Here is a 22,572-nt window from a genome sequence, read left to right as displayed (position 1 = left end):
AGGTGTTTCCCCCAGCCGATCACTTGTATCAAAATCCCCCCAATCCCGCCGGGGAGAGCACGAGGTGAGCCGTAGCCGATCGCGCAGGGAAAGCCGGATTGCTCCGGTTACACCTGTGGTGCCACCCCTGTGCCTTTTTGTTGCACAGGGCCCGCGGGTGCGATCGCCACCCGGCTTTCCCTGCGCCCACTGTTCCCAGAAGGGCGGAAATAAGCAGCAAATTCGGGCATTTGCGCCGCGAGATCGCGAATCTATGCGCATCCTGAGGACCCGGAAAGGCCGACAGGAACGCTTCCGGCCGGCAGGCGTTTTCTCTGAACGCATTGACGATGACTGACTGGTCAGTCATATTATGGCCATGACAAAGCGCATCGAAGAAACGAGCCGCTCCCGGCCTGCCAGGCGCCGGACCACCGCGATCCGGGCTGCCGCGGCGAAGATCCCGAAGGTGGCCTCGGCAAAGCTGCCTGAGCCGAAGCCCGCCGCGAACCGCGCCGAGAAATCGGCGGAGCGGCGCGCTGCGATCGTCGAGGCGGCGATGGACGAGTTCATTGCGCGCGGCTTCGCCGCGACGCGGCTCGACGATGTCGCTAAGCGGGCGGGCGTCGCCAAGGGCACGCTCTATCTGTACTTCAAGGACAAGGAGTCGATGTTCGAGGAGTTGATCCGCACCGCAGTCGTGCCCTTGGTCAATCGCATGGCCGCGCCGCCCACCATCACCGGTCCGGTGCGCGATGCGGTGGAGAGGTTTGCCGAGACCTTCATCCGCGAGATCGTGTCGACCCGGCGCGGCGACATCGTCCGCCTGATCGTCTCCGAAGGGCCGCGCTTCCCGACGATCGCCGACTTCTATTTCCGCGAGGTGGTGTCGAAGGGGATGGCCGCGATGCAGGCGCTGATCCAGCTTGCGATCACGCGCGGCGAGATCAGGCAGCGCCAGCTCGCGCAGTTTCCCCAACTCGTCGTGGCGCCCGCGATCGTCGCGGTGATCTGGCAGAGCCTGTTTGCCCGGCACGCGCCGCTCGATGCTCTCGCGATGTTCAAGGTTCATCTCGATCTGATCTTCGGCGAACGGAGCAAGTCATGACCGTCTCGCGCATGATGAAGCTCGTGACCGCAGTCGTGCTGGCGGCGGCGCTGGCCGGTTGCCAGGAGAAGCGTGATCCCGGCTTCCAGGGCTGGGTCGAGGCCGATATGATCTTCGTCAGCCCCGATGAATCCGGCCGCGTCATCAAGCTCAATGTGCGCGAGGGCGACGAGGTCAAGCCCGGCGATCTGCTCTATTCGGTCGACGACGATTTGCAGCGCGCCGATCTCAACCAGAACAACGCGACCCTTGCCAACGCGCGGCAGAGCTATGACCGCGCGGCCTCGCTGCGCGGCACCGGCGCCGGCACCCAGGCCAATCTGGATTCCGCGGTCTCGGCGCTGCGCGTCGCGGAGGCGCGGGTCAACACCTCGCAGACCCGGCTCGACCGCCGCAAGGGCTTTGCGCCGATCGCGGGCTCGATCCAGCAGATCTATTTCCGCGAGGGCGAGATGGTGCAGGCGCAGCGCCCGGTGCTGTCGATCATGCCGCCCGGCAACATGAAGCTGCGCTTCTTCGTGCCGGAGGCCGAGCTGCCGAAGCTCGCGCTCGGCGACGAGGTGAGGGTGACCTGCGACAATTGCGCCGCCGACCTCACGGCAAAGATCTACTTCATCGCCACCACGGCGGAATACACGCCGCCGGTCATCTACAGCCTCGATGAACGCAACAAGCTGGTCTATCTGATCCAGGCGCGGCCGAGCCGGCCCGATGTGCTGCGCGTCGGTCAGCCGATCAGCATCTACCTCAATCCCAAGACGCCGGTGGCGGAGCGCAGATGAACGGCGGCTCCACCAGCGCGCGGTCCAACGCACCCTCCATCGCGATCGATGTGAAGGGCCTGACCAAGTCGTTTGGCGGACGCGAGGTCGTCCATGACCTGTCGATGCAGGTCAAGCGCGGCTCGATCTACGGCTTCCTCGGTCCCAACGGCAGCGGCAAGACCACGACCATCCGCATCCTGTGCGGCCTGCTGACGCCCGACAGCGGCGAGGGCACCTGCCTCGGCTACGACATCCGGCGCGATGCCGACAAGATCAAGCGCAAGGTCGGCTACATGACGCAGCGCTTCAGCCTCTACCAGGATCTGTCGGTGCGCGAGAATCTCGAATTCGTGGCGCGGCTCTACGGCATGCCGGACGCGCGCGGGGCTGCGGCCGACATGATCGCGCGGATCGGGCTGAAGGGCCGCGAGGAGCAGCTCGCCGCCAACCTTTCCGGCGGCTGGAAGCAGCGGCTGGCGCTCGGCGCCTGCACGCTGCCCAATCCGCAATTGCTGCTGCTCGACGAGCCGACCGCCGGCGTCGATCCCAAGGCGCGGCGCGATTTCTGGAACGAGATCCACGCGCTCGCCGCCGAAGGCCTCACCGTGCTGGTCTCGACCCATTACATGGACGAGGCCGAGCGCTGTCACGAGATCGCCTACATCGCCTACGGCCATCTGTTGGCCCATGGCACGGTGGACGAGGTGATCGCCGCCTCCGCGCTGTCGACCTGGACGGTGACGGGTGAGGATTTCAACGGCCTGATGGCCGAACTCACGGACAAGCCCGGCGTCGACATGGTGGCGCCGTTCGGCACCAGCCTGCACGTCTCCGGCCGCGACAAGGCGGCGCTCGAGGCCGCGATTGCGCCCTATCGGGACAATTCGAAATGGCATTGGCAGGCCAGCGAGCCGTCGCTCGAAGACGTCTTCATCGATCTGATGGGGCGCTCCAAGGATAACTTTCAAGGATAATTTCCAGGGATAATTGCGATGAGCGCAACGGAAACGATCCAGAACAGCGAGGCGAGGGAGCCGGCATTCGGCTTCTGGCGGCGCAGCTACGCGATGCTGGTCAAGGAGTTCATCCAGCTTCGCCGCGACCGCGTCTCGTTCGCCATGATCATCATGCTGCCGGTGATGCAGCTGACGTTGTTCGGCTACGCCATCAACACCACGCCGCGCAATCTGCCGACCGCGGTGCTGACCCAGGAGGACAGCGATCTCGGCCGTTCGATCCTGAAGGCGATGGAGAACACCGCCTATTTCCATTTTGTCCGCGAGGTCCACACCGTCGAGGAGTTCGACGAGCTGCTGCAATCCGGCAAGGTGCTGTTCGGCGTCGAGATCCCGCGCGGCTTCGAGCGCGCGGTGCGGCGCGGCGACAGGCCGGCGCTGCTGGTCGCGGCGGATGCCACCGACCCGGTGGCGTCGGGCTCGGCGCTCGGCGCGCTCGGGCCGCTGGTGCAATCGGCGCTGGCGCATGATCTGCACGTCGGCGATCCCCCGGACATGCCGTTCGAGATCCGCGCTCACGCCCGTTACAACCCGGCGGCGGACTCGCGTCTCAATATCGTGCCCGGCCTGGTCGGAACCATCCTGACCATGACCATGCTGATCTTCACCGCGCTCTCGGTGACGCGCGAGATCGAGCGCGGCACCATGGAGAGCCTGCTGTCGATGCCGATCAAGCCGGTCGAGGTGATGTTCGGCAAGATCATCCCCTATGTGCTGGTCGGCTTCATCCAGGCCACGCTGATCATCGCCATCGGCATTTTGCTGTTCGGCGTGCCGGTCCTCGGCAGCCTCACGCTGTTGGCGCTGCTCACCACGCTGTTCATCACCACCAATCTGTCGATCGGCTACACCTTCTCGACCATCGTCCAGAACCAGCTGCAGGCGATGCAGCTTTCGATGATGTTCTTCCTGCCGAGCATCCTGCTGTCCGGCTTCATGTTTCCGTTCGCGGGCATGCCGGTCTGGGCGCAATATATCGGCGAGGGGCTGCCGCTGACCCACTTCGTGCGCATCGTCCGGGCAATCATGCTGAAGGGGGCGGCGATGCAGAACCTGCAATACGACACCGTCGCATTGGTCGCCCTGATGCTGTTCGCCATGACGATCGCGGTGACGCGCTTCCGCCGCACGCTCGATTGAGGCTATGATGGATGCCATCAATGATCGTCATTCCGGGGCGATGCGAAGCATCGAACCCGGAATCTCGAGATTCCGGGTTCGCTTCGCGCCCCGGGATGACGGGGTGGGAGGCATGGCGGAATCTTCGGACAAAAGCGGCGCAGCGGCAGACACAACCGTATCCGCCGATTTCCATCACGCCCTGATGCGCGAGGTGATGACCACCGAGCTGCTCCGCATCAAGGTGCTGATCGCTACCGCCGCTGCTCTCGCGGCGATCAGTCTGCTGGTGTATTTCTTTGCGCCCGACGCGGTCAGCCGCGTCTGGCACGGCAACCTCAGCCCCGTCTACGTCTTCTACGTCACCATTCCGCTGATCCTGTTCGAGCTCTGGGTGCACGGGGCAATCAGCTGGCACATGCGCAAGGGGCGCGACCTGCCGGTGGTCCGGCGCTACATCGGCGTGCTGGTCGAGACGTCGCTGCCGACCGTCGTGCTGGCGCTGCACATGAATAGCATGGGGCCGCAAGAGGCGCTCGGCTTCGTGGCGCCGCTGATCTATTTCGTCTTCATCATCCTGTCGACGCTACGGCTCGACTTCTGGCTCTCGACCTTCACCGGCTTCGTCGCGGCGGTCGAGCTGTTCTACATGGCGGTGTTCTTCCATCCCTCGGGCGGCGGCGCGGCCGAGACCAGCATCTACTATCACGCCGCGCGGAGCTCGATCATCCTGATCTGCGGCATGTTGGCCGGCGCGGTCGGCATGCAGCTGCGCCGGCAGTTCGCGGCTAGCATCGCGGCCGCCACCGCGCGCGATCGCATCACCAATCTGTTTGGCCAGCACGTCTCGCCGCAGGTGGTCGAACGTCTGATGACGGAGGGTGCCGGCACCGGCAGCGACATCCGCCGTGTTGCGGTGATGTTCGTGGATTTCCGTAGCTTCACGGCCGGTGCGCGCACCCGCTCGCCGCAAGAGGTGGTCGACAGGCTCGATGGCGCCTTTGCCGTGCTGGTCGATATCCTCGATCGCCATGGCGGCATCGTGAACAAGTTTTTGGGCGACGGCTTTCTCGCGCTGTTCGGTGCCCCGTTCGAGACCGGCGACGCCGCGCATCAGGCGGTCGCCGCCGCGCGTGAAATGCTCGCCGCGAACGAGCGCACCAACGCGGCGACGAGCTGGCCGCTGCGCATCGGCATCGGCATCCACATCGGCGAGGTCGTCGCCGGCAATATCGGCTCGCCCCGGCGCAAGGAGTACACCGTGATCGGCGACACCGTGAATTTTGCCGCGCGGCTCGAGGCGCTGAACAAGGAGCTCGGCTCGCAGTTTTTAATTTCCTCCGCGGTGCGCGAGGCGCTCGGCGATGACTGCAAGGACGCGGTGTCGCGCGGCGAGATCCCGGTGCGGGGCTACGAGCACCCGGTGCACGTCTGGCAGTTGGGGTAGGCGGCGACGCTCACATGATCCGAGGCAATCACGCACGGCTCCTCAAGCCGCGCGAGCTGCCTGCATGTGACTACCCGCGATTGCACCGAGTGCTCTGAAGGGCATCGCGCGCGCCGTGCTACGATGACGTCATCGGAATGACCGGAGCACGAGGACAAGCAAGATGCAGCGGCGCTATATCACCGTCGACGTTTTCACCGACCGCGCCTTCGGCGGCAACCCGCTCGGCGTGGTGCTCGACGCCGAAGGGCTGTCGACCGAAGCGATGCAGGCGATCGCGACCGAGTTCAACTATTCCGAGACGACCTTCGTGCTGCCGCCGCAGGACAAGGCCAACGACGCCCAGGTTCGCATCTTCACGGTGCGCTCGGAAATTCCGTTCGCCGGCCATCCCAATGTCGGCACCGCCTTCGTGCTGGCAAGCCGGGCCGCGAAGGCGCCGGCGCGCTTGAGGTTCGAGGAGAAGGCGGGGCTGGTGCCGGTCGAGATCCTGTCCGACGGCGGCAATGTGATCGGGGCCGAGCTGACCGCGCCGCAGGCGTTGCAGCGGACCAACGAGGTGAGCGCGGCCGCGGCCGCCGCGTGCCTGTCGCTGACGGCGGCTGATGTGAAGACCGATCGGCATGCCCCGCAGGTCGTCTCGGTCGGGCTGCCGTTCCTGGTGGTCGAGATCGCCTCGCGCGAGGCGCTGAGGCGCGCCAGGCCCGATGCTGCGGCGTTCGCCAGGACGCTGGCCGAGATCGGCCGCGACGTCGTCTATTTCTACACAAGCGACGTGCCGGCGAGCGAGCAGCCGCTCGACCTGCAGGCGCGCATGTTCCATCCGGGCGCCAGCGGCCTGTCCGAGGATCCCGCCACCGGCAGCGCGACCGCGGCTTGCGCGGCGCTGCTCGCCGATATCGATCCCGCGCGCGATGGCGAATTGCGGCTGCGGATCGGGCAGGGCGTCGACATGGGCCGGCCGAGCCTGTTGCTGACGCGCGTGCGCAAGCAAGGCGGCGCGATCACTTCGGTGCATGTCGGCGGCGGCTGCGTGACGATGATGGAGGGAACGCTGAACGTGCCGGGCGAGGCAGGCTAGAGCTGCGGTGCCGCCAGGTTCTCGATCCCGACGCCGTCGCGCTCTTCGATGATCTCGGCGATCCATCGACGGTGGCAGTGCTGGTGGTCGCGCTCGTAGCAGAGGATGCAGACCGGGCCGGACTGCTTGACCAGCGCCGACAGCTCGTCGAGCTCTTCCTTGGCCTGCGCCGTCTTCAGGTGCGCCGAATAGATCTTGTGCAGCAGCGCATATTGCCCGCTGCGTGCCGCTTCCCGTCCGCTTTTCGGGGTGCCGAGACCGCGCAGATGGACGTAGCCGATGCCGCGCTCGTCGAGACCGGCGGCGAGCTGGGTCTTGGAGAAGCCGGGCCGGCGCGAGGAGGCGATGGCGCGGACGTCGACCAGCAGCTTGACGCCGGCCTGCTCGAGCTCGTCGAGCACCGCCTTCGACGGCGTCTGCTCGTAGCCGATGGTGAACAGCTTCCTGGCCTTCGCCATCGGTTCTCGCTCACTTCACCCGTTCGATCAGCTCCATCGCGCCGGCCGGCGCGCGGACCTTGCCCTCGTGGATCACATAGGCGAACACGTCGCGGGGCGCCTTCTTGGGCGCGGCCTTGTCGACCTTCGGCAGGTCGTCGGGCTCGCTGCCGCCGGCCCAGTCCTGAAACCGCTTGGCCCAGGCGTCGAGCTGCTTCGGCGGATAGCAGGTCTTCAATTCGTCATCGCCCTTCTGCAGCCGGGCATAGACGAAGTCGCTCGCGACGTCGGCGATCGCCGGATATTTGCCGTGCTCGGCGAACACCACCGGCACCTCGTGTTCGCGAATCAGGGCGACGAATTCGGGCACGCAAAAACTGTCATGGCGGACCTCGACGACGTGGCGCAGCGCGCGGCCGTCGAGCTTGCGCGGCAGCAGCTCGAGGAACTTGCCGAAATCGGCGCCGTCGAACTTCTTGGTCGGCGCGAACTGCCAGAGCACCGGCCCGAGCCGGTCCTTCAGCTCCAGCACGCCCGAATCATAGAACCTCTTCACCGAATCGCCGGCCTCGGCGAGCACGCGGCGGTTGGTGGCGAAGCGTGGTCCCTTCAGCGAGAAGATGAAGCCGTCGGGCACTTCGCTGGCCCATTTGCGAAAGCTCTCCGGCTTCTGCGAGCCGTAATAGGTGCCGTTGATCTCGATCGAGGTCAGCTTGGAGGCGGCGTAGGACAGCTCCTTCGCTTGCGCGAGCTTCTCCGGATAGAACACCCCGCGCCACGGCTCGAAGGTCCAGCCGCCGATGCCGATATAGATGTTGCCTGCGTCGGTCTTGGTTGCCTTGGTGTCTGTCTTGGTCGCCTTGGTGGGAGCTTTGGCCACGACTGCACTCATCGTGAGGGAGGGAACAGGAAGCAAGACTAATCAAAATAATCGTGATTGGCCAGTTTGCCAGATCGGCACGGCGGCGCTTATCGTCGCTGTCGCTCTTCGCTACGATGCGCCAAAATGGAGAACAACAATGCGCATGCTGGTTGCGGCCGCCCTCTTGATCATGTCCTCCGCCGCCATATCCTCCGCTGCAATGGCCGATGAGGTCGACGATGCGCACAAGCTCGCGATCACCGGCCGCGACGCCTACTGGAATTGTCTCGCCCGCGAATATCCCCGCGACAGCAACAAGGCGATGTCCGACCAGGAGTTCACCTCGCTGATCGCCAATGTCTGTCCGTCGGAGCGGCAGAACTTCCGTGTGTCGCTGATCGACTTCCTGTCGCTGCAATTTCCGAAGCAGGACGCCGACGCGAATCTGACGACCGCCAACCGTGCGATCGAGCTCGCGCAGAAGGACATCGTGACCGCCTTCACCCGGCGCAGGGCCGCGGCCAAATAGGTTCCCAAATCCTGTTGCGGCCGGCCGATTTTTGATATCAATCCGCGCAGGCGAGGGGATCATCGGCATGAGATCACAATCGACGGCAGGTTTCTTGGGCGCACTGGTCGCGGCCGTCGCGCTGGCGGCGGCGTTCATCTACGGGCCGTCGCCGAGCCAGCTCCGTAACCCGAGCCGGTCCGCCGCACAGCCGCAGGCGGCTCCAGCTGCCGAGGCCGCGCCGGCAGCCCCGGCGCCACGCGGCCCGGTGATCCGGGAAGTCCCGAACAACTAGCGCCTCCTGCGCCCCTTGCGGACCGCCTGGGGCCTTCCTATCTTGCTTGCAACGGCGACGTTGCAGCTTCAGGGCTCCGGCGCCGGACGACCACGACATTGATTGGCTGCGCCGGATGTACGCGCGCCCCTTGTTCGTGGTCGTTGGCATTTTCAGGGGTGTTTTGCCCCGTTTTCCCGCTTTCCGAGCGTGCGTTTGGGTCGGCCTGCCTTGGCAGCGGGAGAGGCTGCGGCTATACGCTGGCGCTCATGAACCAAGCCATCAAGCCGAGCCCCGAAACCTCATCGCAGGCAGCAAGCTTGCCGCTGCTTTCGGTGGTCGTCCCGACCTTCAACGAACGCGACAATGTCACGGTGCTGTACCGCCGGCTCGACGCGATCCTGAAGGACGTGTCCTGGGAAGTCATCTTCGTCGACGACAATTCGCCCGACGGAACCTGGGACGTGGTGCGCGCGCTGGCGCGGAAGGATTCCCGCGTGCGCTGCATCCGCCGGATCGGCCGGCGCGGCCTGTCCGGCGCCTGCATCGAGGGCATCCTGGCCTCGAGCGCGCCCTATGCCGCGGTGATGGACGCCGACCTGCAGCATGACGAGACCCAGCTGCCGAAGATGGTGGCGCTGCTGCAGAGCGGCGAGGCCGAGCTGGTGGTCGGCAGCCGCTATATCGAGGGCTACAAGGCCGACGGCTTCAACAAGCAGCGCGCCGGTGCCAGCGCGTTCGCCACCGAGATCGCGCGCCGCGCGCTGAAGGTCGAGATCGCCGACCCCATGAGCGGCTTCTTCATGATCCGCCGCGACCGTTTCGAGCAGCTCGCGCCGCAGCTGTCGACGCAGGGCTTCAAGATTCTGCTCGACGTCGTGGCGACTGCGGAGGGCAAGCTGCGCGCGGTCGAGATTCCCTACACCTTCGGTGCCCGCCAGCATGGCGAGAGCAAGCTCGACTCGATGGTCGCGCTCGACTTCCTCGGCCTGGTGCTGGCGAAGCTGACCAATGATCTGATCTCGCTGCGCTTCATTCTGTTCGCGGCGGTCGGCGGGCTCGGCCTGGTGGTGCACCTCACCGTGCTGTTCATCGCGCTCGAACTGTTCAAGGCGCCATTCCCGGAGGCCCAGGCCACCGGTGCGATCGTCGCCATGACCAGCAATTTCATCCTCAACAATTTCCTGACCTATCGCGATCAGCGGCTGAAGGGCTTTGGCATCCTGCGCGGCCTGCTGCTGTTCTATCTGGTCTGCAGCGTCGGCCTGCTCGCCAATGTCGGCGTCGCGTTCTCGGTCTACGACCAGGAGCCGATCTGGTGGCTGGCGGGCGCAGCCGGCGCGCTGATGGGCGTGGTTTGGAACTACGCGATGTCCGGGCTGTTCGTCTGGCGCAAGCGATGACGGCGGCATGAACGCGAGCGAGGCGCGGCTGGCCCGAAACACCGCGCTTGCGGTGTGCGCGCTGGTCGTGTTGCGGCTGGCCGCCGCGGCATGGACGCCGCTGACTTTCGACGAAGCCTATTACTGGATGTGGTCGAAGTCGCTCGCCGGCGGCTATTACGACCATCCGCCGATGGTGGCGGTGGTGATCCGGCTCGGCACCATGATCGCGGGCGATACGCCGTTCGGCGTGCGGCTGGTGTCGATCCTGCTCGCACTGCCGATGAGCTGGGCGATCTACCGGGCGGCCGGCATCCTGTTCGGCGGCCGGCGCGTCGCCGCGAGCGCAACGATCCTGCTCAATGTCACGCTGATGGCCGCCGTCGGCACGCTGATCGTGACGCCGGATGCGCCGCTGCTGGTCGCTGCCAGCCTCCTGCTGTACGCGCTGGCAAAGGTGCTGGAGAGCGGTCGCGGCGAATGGTGGCTTGCGGTCGGCGCCAGCGCCGGCGCGGCGCTGCTGTCGAAATACTCGGCGCTGTTCTTTGGTCCGGCGATCCTGATCTGGCTTGCGATGGTGCCGAAGCTGCGGCGCTGGTTTCTGTCGCCCTGGCTCTATCTCGGCGGCCTGGTCGCGCTCGGCCTGTTCAGCCCGGTCATCCGCTGGAATGCCGACCATCACTGGGTGTCCTTCATCAAGCAGATGGGCCGCGCGCGGATCGAGGATTTCCGCCCGACCTACATCGCCGAGTTGATCCCGACCCAGTTTGCGTTCGCAACGCCATTGGTCTTCATCCTCGGCGTGATGGGCCTCTACGCGCTCTATCGGCGCCGCGCCGGCGCGCTGGAGGCGCGCGTGCTGGTCAACACGATGTTCTGGACCATCGTGGTCTACTTCACCTGGCACGCATTGCATGCGCGGGTCGAGGCCAACTGGTTCGCGCCGGTCTATCCCGCCTTTGCCGTAGCGGCCGCGGTCGCGGCAGTCCAGGTGCAGTGGGCGTCGCGCGAGCAGCGCACGGTCGATTTCTGCCGCCGCTGGGCCGCACCCGTCGGCGTCGTGCTGTTCGCGCTGCTGATCGTGCAGGCCAACACCGGTTTGCTCTCGGGCTACCGCCGCGACGCCACCGTGCGCAGCGTCGGTGTCGGCTGGCAGGAGCTTACGGACGAGATCGAGGCGACCCGCGTCCGGACCGGCGCGAGCTGCGTGCTGGCGGCGGACTACGGCACCACCGGCTGGCTCGCCTTCTATCTCCCCAAGGGCACCTGCGTCGCCCAGCAGGGCCAGCGCATTCGCTGGGTCAACATGCAAGAGCCGAGCCCGGCGCAACTGGCTGGCAAGCTGCTCTATGTGCATGAGGTCGAGCAGGCGATGCCGGCCTCGCTGCGCGACAATTTCGCCCGTGTCGAAACGGTGGCCGAGGCCAAACGCATGCGGGGGCCGTTGACCATCGAGACCTACGCGCTCGACCTGCTGGAAGGCGCAAAGGGCGAGATCCTCGACCGTTCCCCGCCGCCGGAACTGCAATAAATCCTCGCCGTTGAGTGTCGGATCGTCCGGGTCCGGGTCGTCTTCCAGACAGCCCGTCAACCACGCGAGGTTCCAACATGACCAGTTCCGTCCTCAAGCCTGCTGCCGAACTCGCCACGACCAATGTCAGGCGCTTTCCCAATGAGAGCGCCGAGTATCGAAGCGCCCGCCAGGAATTGCTCGTCGAAGAGATCGAGCTGCGCCGGCATATCGAGCGCGTCGCCGCGCTACGCCGCGCATTGCCGCCGGGCGGCGAGGTGATCAAGTCCTATGAGTTCATCGGAGAGGCCGGTGCGGCATCGCTCGCCGATCTGTTCGGCAGCAAGCCGACCCTCATCATCTACAGCTACATGTACGGCCCGCAGCGCGAGAAGCCGTGTCCGATGTGCACGTCGTTCATGAGCACGTGGGAGGAGAAGCTGCCCGATATCGAGCAGCGCGTGTCGTTCGTGTTCGTGGCGCGCTCGCCGATCGCACGGCTGATCGAGGCGAAGAAGGCGCGCGGCTGGACGCGTCACAGGATCTACTCGGATGCGTCGGGTGATTACACGCGCGACTATGTCAGCAAGGATGACAGCGACCTGCCGGGCTACAATGTCTTCACGCGCCACAACGGCACGATCCGTCATTTCTGGGCAGGCGAAATGGGTGCGGGCACGATGGACCCCGGCCAGGACCCGCGCGGCGCACCGGACATGGATCCGCTGTGGACCTTGCTCGACACGACGCCTGAAGGACGCGGCAAGGACTGGTATCCGAAGCTCAGCTACTGAGAGATGGTTTTTGCTCGATCCCCGCGCGATTACGGGGCGATCGGCAAGGAAATTCTCCCCTGAATATATTCCGGTATGCCGCGCTGGAGCGGCATACCGGAATGTCCCATGATGGGACAGAAAAGCCGCTTTGGCGGTCCAATGTCATCTTAAAAAAGCCCTACGCCACAGGCACTTCCCGCGCTGCAGGGGATCGCATCCGGTTAAGTCGCATTTAACTAAAAGTCGCCTTAATGGCCGTCTGTGCCCCCGCGCGACGTTGAGCCGAACACCCGTTCGACCCCGCGTCGAGTGAGGGACAAAGGTGGACCTGTTTTGAGCGCCGGGCGTATGGGTACGAGTGCGAGTGCGAGTGCGTATGTTCTTGGGGCGCCAAGCCGCAAGAAATCCTCCCGAAAAATTCTCCCACAGCATTTCCTCGGCAGCGCCGCGGTGGCGGGGCTGGTGCTTGGCTGCGCCTGGACCGTCTACGCCAACATTTTTGCGGCGAGCGTCTATCCCTCCGTGGGCAATGCGTCGTTCGATGCGCCGGTGGTGAAGCGGCCCGTCGCGGTCGCTGCGCGGCCGACGCCGGCCTTCAACGAGGTGTTCGCGTCCTTGACGCCCGCACCGGCGGCGCCCGCGAAGACCGAGGTCGCGAAGTCGGAAGTCCCGGCATCGTCGCTTATGTTTAACGATCGGTTTGCGGCCGCCTCGCCCGAGGGCGTCGCGTCCAGCGTCGTGGCTGACGCCGCATCGCAGATCGACCCGATCAAGCAGGCCGCTGCTCCCAAGGTCGCCGAAGCGGCGAGGGCGGTCGCCTCCGCGGAGCTTGCCGAGACATCGAAGCCGTTGCCGGCGCCGAAGTCGGTCGAGACCGCCAAGAAGCAGGCCGCCGCCAATCTGAAGGTGGCGCTCAACGATCCCACCGCGGACGTTCAGCCCAAGGGGGCCGAGAAGGCGTCCGAGGCGAAGCCTGCCGAGGCCAAGCAGGCTGCGAAGTCCGGCGGCGTTCGCGACATGGCCGCGCGCGCCAAGGCCGCGGTGATGTCGATCGCATCGAACGAGCGGCAGACCATGGTCGAAAAACTGTGGGGCAAGCGGGAGTCGAGCGGCGGACTGCTCTCCTTCGCTTCAGCCGATGCGAACGTGACCGGCAGCATCCCCTCGACGTTGGACCAGAACCCGATGCTCGGCGGCTCGCCGCCCTATGACCGTCAGACCGCGGTCTACGACATCTCAGCCAAGACCGTGTACCTGCCCGACGGCACGCGCCTCGAGGCGCATTCGGGCCTCGGCTCCAGGCTCGACGACCCCAGGTCCTCGCATCTGAAGATGGTCGGCGTGACGCCGCCGCACATTTACGAGCTCAAGCCGCGCGAGGCGCTGTTCCACGGCGTGCCGGCACTGCGGCTCAATCCGATCGGCGGCGAGGGCAAGATCTTCAACCGCGACGGCTTGCTCGCGCACACCTTCATGCTCGGTCCGAACGGCGACTCCAACGGTTGCGTCTCGTTCAAGGACTATTACGCGTTCCTCGACGCCTACCGTAACAAGGGCATCCGCCGTCTCGCGGTGCTCGCGCGGATTCAGTAGTCAGAGCGGGCAGCGGCCCACCGCCGCGGCCTGATCGACGTCTGGAACTGGATGCCATAGTCGCTATACTGCACTGATCCAGAGCGAGTCCAAGCTCGGCAACGGATCTGGTGCAACGCGAACATGTCTCCCACACACTCCATCGAAACCCCGCCGCCGATCACGACCGAAGCGTTCGTCGATGCCGCAGCCGCCGTTGTCCGCCTCGAAGAGATCTACGAGCGCAACACCGGCTTCCTGCGCAATCGTTTCGAGGCCTATGTCAACGGCGTGCCGTTCACGACGCGGGTGCGGGCGCATTATCCGTTCGTCCGCATCACGACCTCGTCGCACGCGCGGCTCGACTCGCGGCTTGCCTACGGCTTCGTCGCAGGACCCGGTGTCCACGAGACCAGCATCACGCGGCCGGATATCTTCCGAACCTATCTCACCGAGCAGATCGGGCTCCTGATCAAGAACCATGGCGTGGCGGTCGAGATCGGCGAGTCGCAGGAGCCGATCCCGATCCATTTCGCCTACCGCCGGGACATCAATATCGAGGCGGCGCTGACCATCGCCGACAGTTCGGCGTTCACCAGGTCGCTGCGCGACATCTTCGATACGCCCGATCTCGCCGCGATGGACGATGCGATCGCCGACGGGACCTTTGAGCTGACGCCGGGCGTGCCGGAGCCGCTGGCGCTGTTCCGCGCGGCGCGGGTCGATTACTCGCTGCGCCGGCTCTACCACTACACCGGCACCGATCCGGAGCACTTCCAGAATTTCGTGATCTTCACGAACTACCAGTTCTATGTCGATGCCTTCGTGCAGCTCTCCCAGCAGCGGCTTGCGTCGGGCGAGGCCGGTCTCGAGGCCTTCGTCGCGCCCGGCAATGTGATCATGCACAATGCGCGGCTCGGCGGCGGCACCACCGGGACCCCGTCCGAACGCGTCCCGCAGATGCCGGCCTTTCATCTGGTCCGGCCCGGCTATCGCGGCATTACCTTGATCAATATCGGAATCGGTCCGTCCAATGCGCGCAACATCACCGATCACGTCGCGGTGCTGCGGCCGCATGCCTGGCTGATGATCGGGCACTGCGCCGGACTGCGCAATACGCAGCGGCTCGGCGATTATGTGCTCGCCCATGGCTATGTGCGCGGGGACCACGTGCTCGATCACGAGCTGCCGCTCTGGGTGCCGATCCCGGCGCTTGCGGAGATGCAGGTCGCGCTTGAGGAAGCCGTCGGCGAGGTGACCGGGCTCACCGGCTTCGAGCTCAAGCGGCTGATGCGCACCGGCACGGTCGCCAGCGTCGACAACCGCAACTGGGAGATCAGCGGGCCGCAGGTGATCCGGCGCATGTCGCAGTCGCGCGCGGTCGCGCTCGACATGGAATCGGCGGCGATCGCCGCCAACGGCTATCGCTTCCGCGTACCCTACGGCACGCTGCTATGCGTCTCCGACAAGCCGCTGCACGGCGAGATCAAACTCGCAGGCATGGCCAGCGAATTCTACCGCCAGCGCGTCGGCCAGCACCTTGAGATCGGTCTCAGGGCGCTGGAGCGGCTCAAGCAGCAGGAATCCGAACGCCTGCATTCGCGCAAGCTGCGCAGCTTTGCCGAGGTCGCGTTTCAGTAGCGAACGCAGAGCGGAGCGGCCCTCAGGCGAGCGCGTTGCCGCGGGCGATGATCGCGAAGCGGTCGGACAGTTCGGCGAGCGCGACGTCGTGAATCAGCCTTGCGGCAATCGTGCCGCCGACGCCGTCGGGCAGGTCGCGGGTGGCGCAGCTGTCGGCGTCGATCGTGGTGCGGAAGCCGAGATCGAGCGCGGCGCGGGCCGTCGAGCTCACGCACATATGCGTCATGAAGCCGGCCAGCACCAGCTCCTTGCGGCCGGTCGCGGCAAGCTGCGCGTTGAGGTCGGTGCCGGCGAACGCGTTCGGCAATTGCTTCTCGATCACGATCTCGCCCGGCCGCGGCGCCAGCGGCGCGACGATCGCGCCACGCTCCGCGCTGCGGTCGAACAGGCTGCCCGGCTGGCCCTTGTGCGCGATGTGGATGATCGCGGCGCCGCTTTCCCGGGCGCGCGCGAGCAATGCGGTGGCGCGCGCAATCGCCGGGTTGGCGTCGGGCAGCGCCAGCGGACCGGCCAGATATTCGTTCTGGATATCGATCAGCACCAGGCAGCTGTCGCCGAGGCGGGGCGGGGTGAGGTCGATACCGGCAAGCTGCATCAATGTCTTGGCTGACGTCATGGTCGTTCTCCAGCGGATGTGTCGCCGAAAACATAGCCCGAGATCGGCCTGCTGTTATGCAGGGATATTGCAGCCAGTGGCTGCGTTATTGCAGGCGGCAGCCGCGCGATGTAGCCTGCCGCCATGAACTGGGACGATCTTCGCATCATCGCGGCCGTCAGGGACGAGGGCACCTACGCGGGCGCCAGCGCGCGGCTGCGCATCGACGAGACCACGGTCGGGCGCAGGCTGGCGCGGATCGAGCGCGCGCTCGGCCTGCGCCTGTTCGAGGCCGTCGATGGCGTCCGCAAGCCGACTCGGCAGTGCGACATGGTGCTCGCGCATATCGAGGCGATGGCGGCGCATGCCGAGGAGATCGGCCGGATCGGCGAAAGCCTGCCTGGTCCGGTCGGGCGGCTGCGCATCGCCTCCACCAGCGCGATCGCCGAGGAGGTGCTGGCGCCGCGCACAAGTGAATTCCTGCGCGCCCATCCAGGTCTGACGCTGCAGTTTCTGACGTCGAGCGACAATGTAAAATTCTCGCGCTGGGAGGCCGATCTCGCGATCCGCTTGCGCAAGCCGGACAAGGGCGACTTTGCGATCTCGAAGCTTGCCGAGGTCAGGTCGTATTTCTTCGAGCCGGCCGCGACGACAGCGGGCGAAGCGATGCTGTGCGCCTATCCCGACGAGCTTGGAGGGATTCCGGAAATGCAGTTCCTGCGCACGAAGCGACTTCGCGCGCGCTGCGTCACCGACAATGTCCGGATCATCCACACGCTGATTCAGTCGCATCACGCGGTCGGCGTGTTGCCGGAGCACAGCTGTGCCGACCTGCTGACCGACCGACGTTTGCGCGCCACGCTGCTGCCGAAGCGACGCGACGTCTGGCTCCTGGTGCAGAACCATCTCAAGCGCGACGCGGCGACGCGCGTCACCATCGACTGGCTGCGCGCCTGCTTCCAGGATGCCACGCAGAGGGGGTGAGGTGCCTCGCAATGACGGGACGTGCCGCGACGCGTGGGTCACAGCAGCGCCCCGTCATGAAAAAATCACACGCAGCCCTCTTGCAACCCGGACGTGCTTCGTCTATTAGCCCGCTCCTTCGCTTCGGCCACGGGTTCGGGCTCGTTGAGATCCCGACTGGCGCGAGCCGCTTTGCGGTGTCGTGTTCCGCCGAAATGAAGATCGCGAGATGAAGCTCATGGTCGAGCGTCGGGGATGAAATCCCGAAGGCATCGGTTCGAATCCGGTCTCTCACAAAGGATAGCTCAGTTGGTTAGAGCAGGTGAATGATACTCATCGGGTCGCGGGTTCGATTCCCGCTCCAAGCGCTCCGTTTCAGCCTGTAAAGCTGATACCTCTGAAGGGGACCGGACGCGCGCTTCAGTCGCAGTCCGGCCGTCCTGCCGCAAGGCATTTCGTCCGAACATCGACACTGTGAGACCGGCTTTGCGCCGCGGTGGATACCGCTTGCGCTGATGCCGGGTGGCTCCGCTCGGCCGCGCGACATTCGTCGCGCGAACGCGCGCGTGCGCCCGTCATCGCGCAAGCCTTAAGCCACGGCCCGCTTGGCTGACAGGAAGCCGCGTTCGCGTCCTCACGTCCTTTGCCAAATGCAACCCGCTCTCAGGCCCATGGGCCTGAAGGCAAACGATGGAGGCGTGTCATGACCTGGCACTTCTTGACGACCAATTTGACGGTGAAGGATGGCGAGCGCGCGTTGCTGACGCGCAACGGCCGGCTCGAGCAGGTGCTCGCGCCCGGACGTCACCGCCTGTTCGATCCCCTGCATCAGCTCAAGGCCGAGCTGTTCAGCGTCGTGCGGACCGAATTCCCCGCGGATCGCTTCGCGGTGATCAAGGCCGCGCGGCCTGATCTCGCCGACGAGCTGTTCGAGGCGGTGGAAACCCGCGCGAACGAGATCGCGATCGTCAGCCTCGACGGCCGTCCCGTGCAACTGATGACGCCTTGGCAGACGCGCGTGTACTGGAAGGTCGCGACGTCGGTCGAGGTCGAGCGCATCGACGTCACCAGCGATCCCAGGGTCACGGCACGCCACCTCGCGATGATCCAGCCCAACCGGGCCGGCGTCATCACCGAGGCGGTGGTCGAGAACCACGAGGCCGGTCTGCTCACGGTCGAGGGCAAGCTGGTCGAGCGGCTCGCGCCCGGTCGGCACGCGTTCTGGATCGCGGGCCGCAAGATCGAGGTCAAGCGCCTCGATCTGCGTCCCCAGGCGGTCGAGATCACGGCGCAGGAGATGCTGACCAAGGATCGCATCGCGCTGCGCGTGACGCTGACCGCGTTCCGCCGGATCATCGATCCCGAGCGGGTCGTGGCAACGGTGCCCGACGTGGATGCGTGGCTGTACCGCCTGGTGCAGTTCGCGATCCGCGAGGCGGTGGCCGGCCGCACGCTGGACGAGGTGCTGTCCGCGAAGACGGCGCTCGACACGGAGCTTCGCGACTTCGTCCGCGATCGTGTCGCGGACAGCGGTGTCGAGGTCACCGAGCTCGGCGTGAAGGACGTGATCCTGCCCGGCGAGATCCGCGAGCTGGTCAACAAGGTGGTGGAGGCGGAGCGGGTGGCGAAGGCCAACCTGATCCGCCGCCAGGAGGAGACCGCGGCGACGCGTTCGCTCCTGAACACCGCCAGGCTGATGGAGGAGAACCCTCTGCTGCTGCGGCTCAAGGAGCTGGAGTCGCTCGAGCGTCTGGTCGAGAAGGTCGGCCGCATCGACCTGCATGCGGGCGAGGGCCAGGGCCTCGATGCGCTGCTGACCAAGCTGGTGCGTCTCAAGGCGCCCGAGAGCGCGTAAGACAGGAAGGGCCGCCCACGGGCGGCCCTTCGATTTTTTAGCCGGGACGGACCGACGGCAATCGTACGAATGTTAGCGTGCAGACGGCTGTAACGGGGCACCGCCACGGCCCAATTCGCATGTCCGGCTCCGGGCCGCAAAACAGAGGTGCCACTCCGGTCAGATTGCGATAACGTTCATGCACCGTGGTCCATTCGGCCAGCCGTCAACCCGTCGGTGAAGCCAGTGCAGCAGATTGCGGAATGGCTCGAGAAGCTGGGACTTGGGCAATACGCGCTGCGTTTTGCCGAGAACGGGATCGACCTCGGCGTTCTTCCCGAATTGACGGATGAAGACTTCGACAGGCTCGGCGTCCTGCTCGGCCATCGCCGCAAGATGCTGCGCGCGATCGCCGATCTCAATCAAGCCGAACTGATCGCCGCGCCGGTTTCACCGCACGATGCCGAGCGCCGCCACCTCACCGTGATGTTCTGCGATCTGGTCGGCTCGACGGCGTTATCGGCACGTCTCGATCCCGAGGACATGTGGGAGGTGATCCGCGCCTATCGCGCAGCCTGTGCGCAGGTGATCACGACATATGACGGCGCCGTAGCCAGATTTATCGGCGATGGGATCCTTGCTTATTTCGGCTATCCCCGCGCCCACGAGGATGATGCGGAGCGCGCGGTGCGCGCCGGCCTCGATGTCATCGCTGCAATCGGCAAGCTCGAGACCCGCGCGGAAGAGGGCGTTGCGGTACGGATCGCAATCGCGAGCGGGCTTGTCGTGGTCGGCGACCTCGTCTCCGGCGGCGCGTCGGAGGAGCAGGCGCTGGTCGGCGATGCGCCGAACATCGCGGCGCGGCTGCAAAGCCTGGCGGAGCCGGGCGTGGTCGTCGTGGCGGCCTCGACCCGCCGGCTGCTCGGCAATCTGTTCACGCTGCGCAACCTCGGCCGCCGCGAGGTCAAGGGTATCTCCGAGCCGATCGCGGTGTGGGCCGTCGAAGGCGAGCCGGCATCGGAAAGCCGTTTCGAGGCGGTGCGCACCGCGCGCTCGATCGGCTTCGTCGGCCGCAAGGCGGAGATCGAATTTGCGCTGTCGCGCCAGCAACTGGCGTGGCAGGGCCAGGGCCAGGCGGTGCTGATATCGGGCGAAGCGGGTATCGGCAAATCGCGCATCGTGGCGATGCTCTCCGACAGCCTGGCGCCCGGAACACACCGCCGTGTGCGGTATCAATGCTCGCCCTATCACACCAACAGCGCGCTGCATCCCTTTGTCGGCCAGCTCGAGCGCGCCGCCGGTATCAGGTCGGAGGATGCGCCGGAGCAGAAGCTGGACAAGCTCGAAGCCATGCTGGCGCTCGGCACGCAGCACGTGCCTTCCGTGACACCGCTGATCGCAGCGCTGCTGTCGATCCCGACCGGCGACCGCTATCCGCCGCTCGGCCTCAGCCCGGCGCAGCAGCGGCGGCAGACATTCGCAGCGCTGCTCGACCAGCTCGAGGGCCTTGCCCGGCAGCAGCCGGTGCTTGTCGTCTGCGAAGACGTGCATTGGGCCGATGCCACATCGCTCGAGCTGCTCGACCTCGCGGTCGACCGGATCAGAGGACTGCCGATCCTGATGCTAATGACGTTCAGGCCCGAGTTCGAGCCGCCATGGGCAGGGCTCGCCAATGTCAGCCTGCTGCGGCTCGATCGGCTCGACCGGCAGGATACGCGCGCGCTGATCGAGCAGGTGACCGTCGGCCGGTTGCTGCCCGGCGAGATGATGGCGCAGATCGTCGAGCGGACGGACGGTGTCCCGCTGTTCGTCGAGGAGCTGACCAAGATGGTCATGGAGTCGGGGCTGCTGGTCGAGAAGGCCGGGCGCTATCGCCTCGACAATCCGCTGCCGCCGCTGGCGATCCCGGCAACGCTGCAGGACTCGCTGATGGCACGGCTCGACCGGCTGGCGCCGGTCAAGGAGGTGGCGCAGATCGGCGCCGCGATCGGCCGCGAGTTCTCATATGCGCTGCTGCGCAGCGTGGCAGGGCGCGACGATCTGACGCTTGCCGCGGCGCTTGCCCAGCTCGAAGAGGCCGAGCTGCTGCTGCGCCGGGGCGTGCCGCCGGACGCAAGCTACAGCTTCAAGCACGCGTTGGTCCAGGAAGCGGCTTACGAGAGCTTGCTCAAGAGCCGCCGGCAATTGCTTCACAAGCATATCGGCGATGTGTTGCGCGACAAGTTTGCCGAGATGGCCGAGATCGAGCCGGAAGTCGTCGCCTACCATTTCACCGAGGCAGGGCTCGGCGAGACCGCGCTGGCGTGGTGGCGCAAGGCCGGTCAGCAGGCGCTGAAGCGCTCGGCCTATTGCGAGGCGATCGCGCATCTCGGCAAGGCGGTCGCCATCGCCGATGAACTGCCCGACGAGCCGGATCGGATGATCGGCCGGCTCCATCTGCAAATCGCCTACGGCCGCGCGCTGCGGGGCAGTCTCGGGCACAGCGCGCCCGAGACCGTCGCCGCCTGGACGCGCGCCCGGCAGTTCGCCTCCGATATCGATGATCCGATCGAACTGGCGCCGATCCAGTCGGGCCTCTTCAACGCCTGCTTGACCCACGGCGAGCTCGCGCCGATGCGGGAGCTGGCGGAGGCGATCATGGGCGCAGCGGAACGGCATCCGCAGTCGCCGGTGGCGACCATCATCGCGCGCTGGGCCAGCGGGGTGACTTGCTGGTTCGCGGGCGAGTACGTGAACGCGGGCATCCATCTCGAGCAGGCCTTCGCGGCCTATGCGACCGAGCCGGATCCGGCAACCTTCAAGGCGTCGACGCTCGACTTGCCGTTCGTCATCATGAGATTTCTCGCCCTGGTGCTTTGGCCGTGTGGCGAGATCGATCGGGCACGGCAGCTCGCGGGCGCGGCCGTGGACGTCGCCGGGAAGCAGCGCGCGCTCGCGCACGCCAATGCGCTGGTTCACAAGGCCGTCTTCGACGGGCTGTGCGGCAGCAGGTTGCGCCAGACCGACACGATCCTGGCCCTCGGCCTGGCGCGCGACCACACGATGCCGTTGTACGTCGCCGCCGGCACCTATCTCAATGGTCTGGAGAAGTGGCGTGCCGGCGACCGCGCCGCAGGTCTCGCGGAGATGCAGCGTGGCTGGTCGTTGCTTCACGAGAACGACTGCTATCTCTGTGAACCGTTCTGGGGATTGCAGATTGCCGTGGCGAATGCGGAGGCCGGGCATGTCGATGCCGGGCTCGACATCATCAATGAGTTGATCGAGGCGACGGAGCAGTCCGGGCAGCACTGGCTGGATGCCGAGCTGTACCGCGTGCAGGCTGGGCTGCTGTCGCATCGTCACAGCCCCGACATGTCCGGCGCCGAGGATGCCTTCCGCCGTGCCCTCGAGATTGCTCGAAGGCAGCAGACCAGGACGTTCGAGCTGCGCAGCGCGCTGGGACTTGCACGTCTTTACAGCCGCAGCGGCCGGGCAGAGGAGATATCGCAATTGCTGGCGCCGGTGCTCGCCGGTTTCGATCCGGCGCTCGACCTTGCCGAGATCAAGGACGCGCAGGAACTGCTCGCGCAGGCGCGTCGGTGGCCGGACCGGCACTCGCGCGCGTCTTGACGGGTGCCGCAGCGAGCGGTCACACCGCGTCCGCTACCTTCCTGCGCCCGCGCAGATAGTGAAAGAGCAGGTTCGGATGTCGCGCGCGGCGCGAG

20 protein-coding genes and 2 tRNA genes are annotated in these 22,572 nt (G+C 66.1%); 18 read left to right on the top strand and 4 right to left on the bottom strand.

Annotated features, from left to right (window positions below):
- Positions 1 to 345: 345 nt before the first annotated feature.
- Positions 346 to 552 carry a hypothetical protein gene (locus ACVIHF_RS20250; protein WP_253610085.1) on the bottom strand — a complete coding sequence of 69 codons (207 nt, stop codon included), beginning with the start codon at positions 550 to 552 and terminating at the stop codon, positions 346 to 348.
- On the opposite strand from ACVIHF_RS20250, the gene ACVIHF_RS20245 reads away from it, so the two are divergent.
- The 6 genes from ACVIHF_RS20245 to ACVIHF_RS20220 all read left to right on the top strand — a co-directional run bounded on the left by ACVIHF_RS20245 (position 464) and on the right by ACVIHF_RS20220 (position 6,514).
- The gene (locus tag ACVIHF_RS20245; protein ID WP_253641422.1) at positions 464 to 1,087 is read left to right on the top strand and encodes a TetR/AcrR family transcriptional regulator; all 624 of its coding nucleotides are present in this window, start codon (positions 464 to 466) and stop codon (positions 1,085 to 1,087) included. The two genes, ACVIHF_RS20250 and ACVIHF_RS20245, sit on opposite strands and share 89 nt — an antisense overlap.
- Entirely contained in the window at positions 1,084 to 1,869 is a 786-nt protein-coding gene (locus tag ACVIHF_RS20240; RefSeq protein ID WP_253607975.1) for an HlyD family secretion protein, read from the top strand. Before ACVIHF_RS20245 ends, ACVIHF_RS20240 begins: the two co-directional genes overlap by 4 nt.
- The gene (locus ACVIHF_RS20235) at positions 1,866 to 2,825 is read left to right on the top strand and encodes an ABC transporter ATP-binding protein (protein ID WP_057018437.1); all 960 of its coding nucleotides are present in this window, start codon (positions 1,866 to 1,868) and stop codon (positions 2,823 to 2,825) included. Before ACVIHF_RS20240 ends, ACVIHF_RS20235 begins: the two co-directional genes overlap by 4 nt.
- Positions 2,826 to 2,843: 18 nt before the next feature.
- Positions 2,844 to 4,007, top strand: coding sequence for an ABC transporter permease (locus tag ACVIHF_RS20230; protein WP_456780284.1), 1,164 nt, complete (start codon positions 2,844 to 2,846; stop codon positions 4,005 to 4,007).
- Positions 4,008 to 4,119: 112 nt separating this feature from the next.
- A complete protein-coding gene (locus tag ACVIHF_RS20225) occupies positions 4,120 to 5,433 on the top strand; it encodes an adenylate/guanylate cyclase domain-containing protein (protein WP_456780285.1) in 1,314 nt (437 codons plus the stop codon).
- A 163-nt stretch (positions 5,434 to 5,596) separates the two neighbouring features.
- Positions 5,597 to 6,514 (top strand): PhzF family phenazine biosynthesis protein, encoded by a 918-nt coding sequence (locus ACVIHF_RS20220; RefSeq protein ID WP_253607978.1) that lies wholly within the window; start codon positions 5,597 to 5,599, stop codon positions 6,512 to 6,514.
- Here the strand turns inward: ACVIHF_RS20220 and ACVIHF_RS20215 are convergent.
- Both ACVIHF_RS20215 and ACVIHF_RS20210 read right to left on the bottom strand, forming a co-directional pair.
- Positions 6,511 to 6,972 carry a DUF488 domain-containing protein gene (locus tag ACVIHF_RS20215; RefSeq protein ID WP_456780286.1) on the bottom strand — a complete coding sequence of 154 codons (462 nt, stop codon included), beginning with the start codon at positions 6,970 to 6,972 and terminating at the stop codon, positions 6,511 to 6,513. The two genes, ACVIHF_RS20220 and ACVIHF_RS20215, sit on opposite strands and share 4 nt — an antisense overlap.
- Before the next feature lie 10 nt (positions 6,973 to 6,982).
- Entirely contained in the window at positions 6,983 to 7,831 is an 849-nt protein-coding gene (locus ACVIHF_RS20210; protein ID WP_057018468.1) for a DUF72 domain-containing protein, read from the bottom strand.
- A 139-nt stretch (positions 7,832 to 7,970) separates the two neighbouring features.
- Between ACVIHF_RS20210 and ACVIHF_RS20205 the strand changes: the two genes are divergently transcribed.
- From ACVIHF_RS20205 to ACVIHF_RS20175, 7 genes are all read left to right on the top strand, one after another.
- Positions 7,971 to 8,342 carry a hypothetical protein gene (locus ACVIHF_RS20205; RefSeq protein ID WP_028339943.1) on the top strand — a complete coding sequence of 124 codons (372 nt, stop codon included), beginning with the start codon at positions 7,971 to 7,973 and terminating at the stop codon, positions 8,340 to 8,342.
- A gap of 67 nt (positions 8,343 to 8,409) precedes the next feature.
- The gene (locus ACVIHF_RS20200; RefSeq protein ID WP_456780287.1) at positions 8,410 to 8,616 is read left to right on the top strand and encodes a hypothetical protein; all 207 of its coding nucleotides are present in this window, start codon (positions 8,410 to 8,412) and stop codon (positions 8,614 to 8,616) included.
- A 248-nt stretch (positions 8,617 to 8,864) separates the two neighbouring features.
- Complete coding sequence (locus ACVIHF_RS20195; RefSeq protein ID WP_076828534.1) at positions 8,865 to 9,998, top strand: glycosyltransferase; 1,134 nt, start codon at positions 8,865 to 8,867, stop codon at positions 9,996 to 9,998.
- Between the two features lie 7 nt (positions 9,999 to 10,005).
- Entirely contained in the window at positions 10,006 to 11,508 is a 1,503-nt protein-coding gene (locus ACVIHF_RS20190) for a glycosyltransferase family 39 protein (protein ID WP_456780288.1), read from the top strand.
- Positions 11,509 to 11,585: 77 nt separating this feature from the next.
- Positions 11,586 to 12,281, top strand: coding sequence for a DUF899 family protein (locus ACVIHF_RS20185; protein ID WP_456792429.1), 696 nt, complete (start codon positions 11,586 to 11,588; stop codon positions 12,279 to 12,281).
- Positions 12,282 to 12,713: 432 nt separating this feature from the next.
- Positions 12,714 to 13,856, top strand: a complete 1,143-nt coding sequence (locus ACVIHF_RS20180; protein ID WP_456792428.1) for a tlde1 domain-containing protein — start codon at positions 12,714 to 12,716, stop codon at positions 13,854 to 13,856.
- 123 nt (positions 13,857 to 13,979) lie between these two features.
- Positions 13,980 to 15,476, top strand: coding sequence for an AMP nucleosidase (locus ACVIHF_RS20175; RefSeq protein ID WP_456780289.1), 1,497 nt, complete (start codon positions 13,980 to 13,982; stop codon positions 15,474 to 15,476).
- A gap of 22 nt (positions 15,477 to 15,498) precedes the next feature.
- Here ACVIHF_RS20175 and ACVIHF_RS20170 read toward each other — a convergent pair whose 3' ends face one another.
- Complete coding sequence (locus tag ACVIHF_RS20170; protein ID WP_028336826.1) at positions 15,499 to 16,092, bottom strand: cysteine hydrolase family protein; 594 nt, start codon at positions 16,090 to 16,092, stop codon at positions 15,499 to 15,501.
- Between the two features lie 123 nt (positions 16,093 to 16,215).
- Between ACVIHF_RS20170 and ACVIHF_RS20165 the strand changes: the two genes are divergently transcribed.
- From ACVIHF_RS20165 to ACVIHF_RS20145, 5 genes are all read left to right on the top strand, one after another.
- Positions 16,216 to 17,055, top strand: coding sequence for a LysR family transcriptional regulator (locus tag ACVIHF_RS20165; RefSeq protein WP_310881168.1), 840 nt, complete (start codon positions 16,216 to 16,218; stop codon positions 17,053 to 17,055).
- A gap of 203 nt (positions 17,056 to 17,258) precedes the next feature.
- Positions 17,259 to 17,330 (top strand) — tRNA-Phe (locus ACVIHF_RS20160).
- 2 nt (positions 17,331 to 17,332) lie between these two features.
- Positions 17,333 to 17,399: transfer RNA gene (locus ACVIHF_RS20155), tRNA-Ile, on the top strand.
- Between the two features lie 338 nt (positions 17,400 to 17,737).
- Positions 17,738 to 18,889 carry an SPFH domain-containing protein gene (locus tag ACVIHF_RS20150; RefSeq protein ID WP_456780290.1) on the top strand — a complete coding sequence of 384 codons (1,152 nt, stop codon included), beginning with the start codon at positions 17,738 to 17,740 and terminating at the stop codon, positions 18,887 to 18,889.
- Positions 18,890 to 19,114: 225 nt separating this feature from the next.
- Positions 19,115 to 22,477 (top strand): adenylate/guanylate cyclase domain-containing protein, encoded by a 3,363-nt coding sequence (locus tag ACVIHF_RS20145; protein WP_456780291.1) that lies wholly within the window; start codon positions 19,115 to 19,117, stop codon positions 22,475 to 22,477.
- Positions 22,478 to 22,572: the final 95 nt, after the last annotated feature.

It is taken from the genome of Bradyrhizobium sp. USDA 4506, from assembly GCF_054058795.1.
Note: the sequence above shows the minus strand (reverse complement) of the source record. Positions and strands in the feature narration are given on the sequence as shown.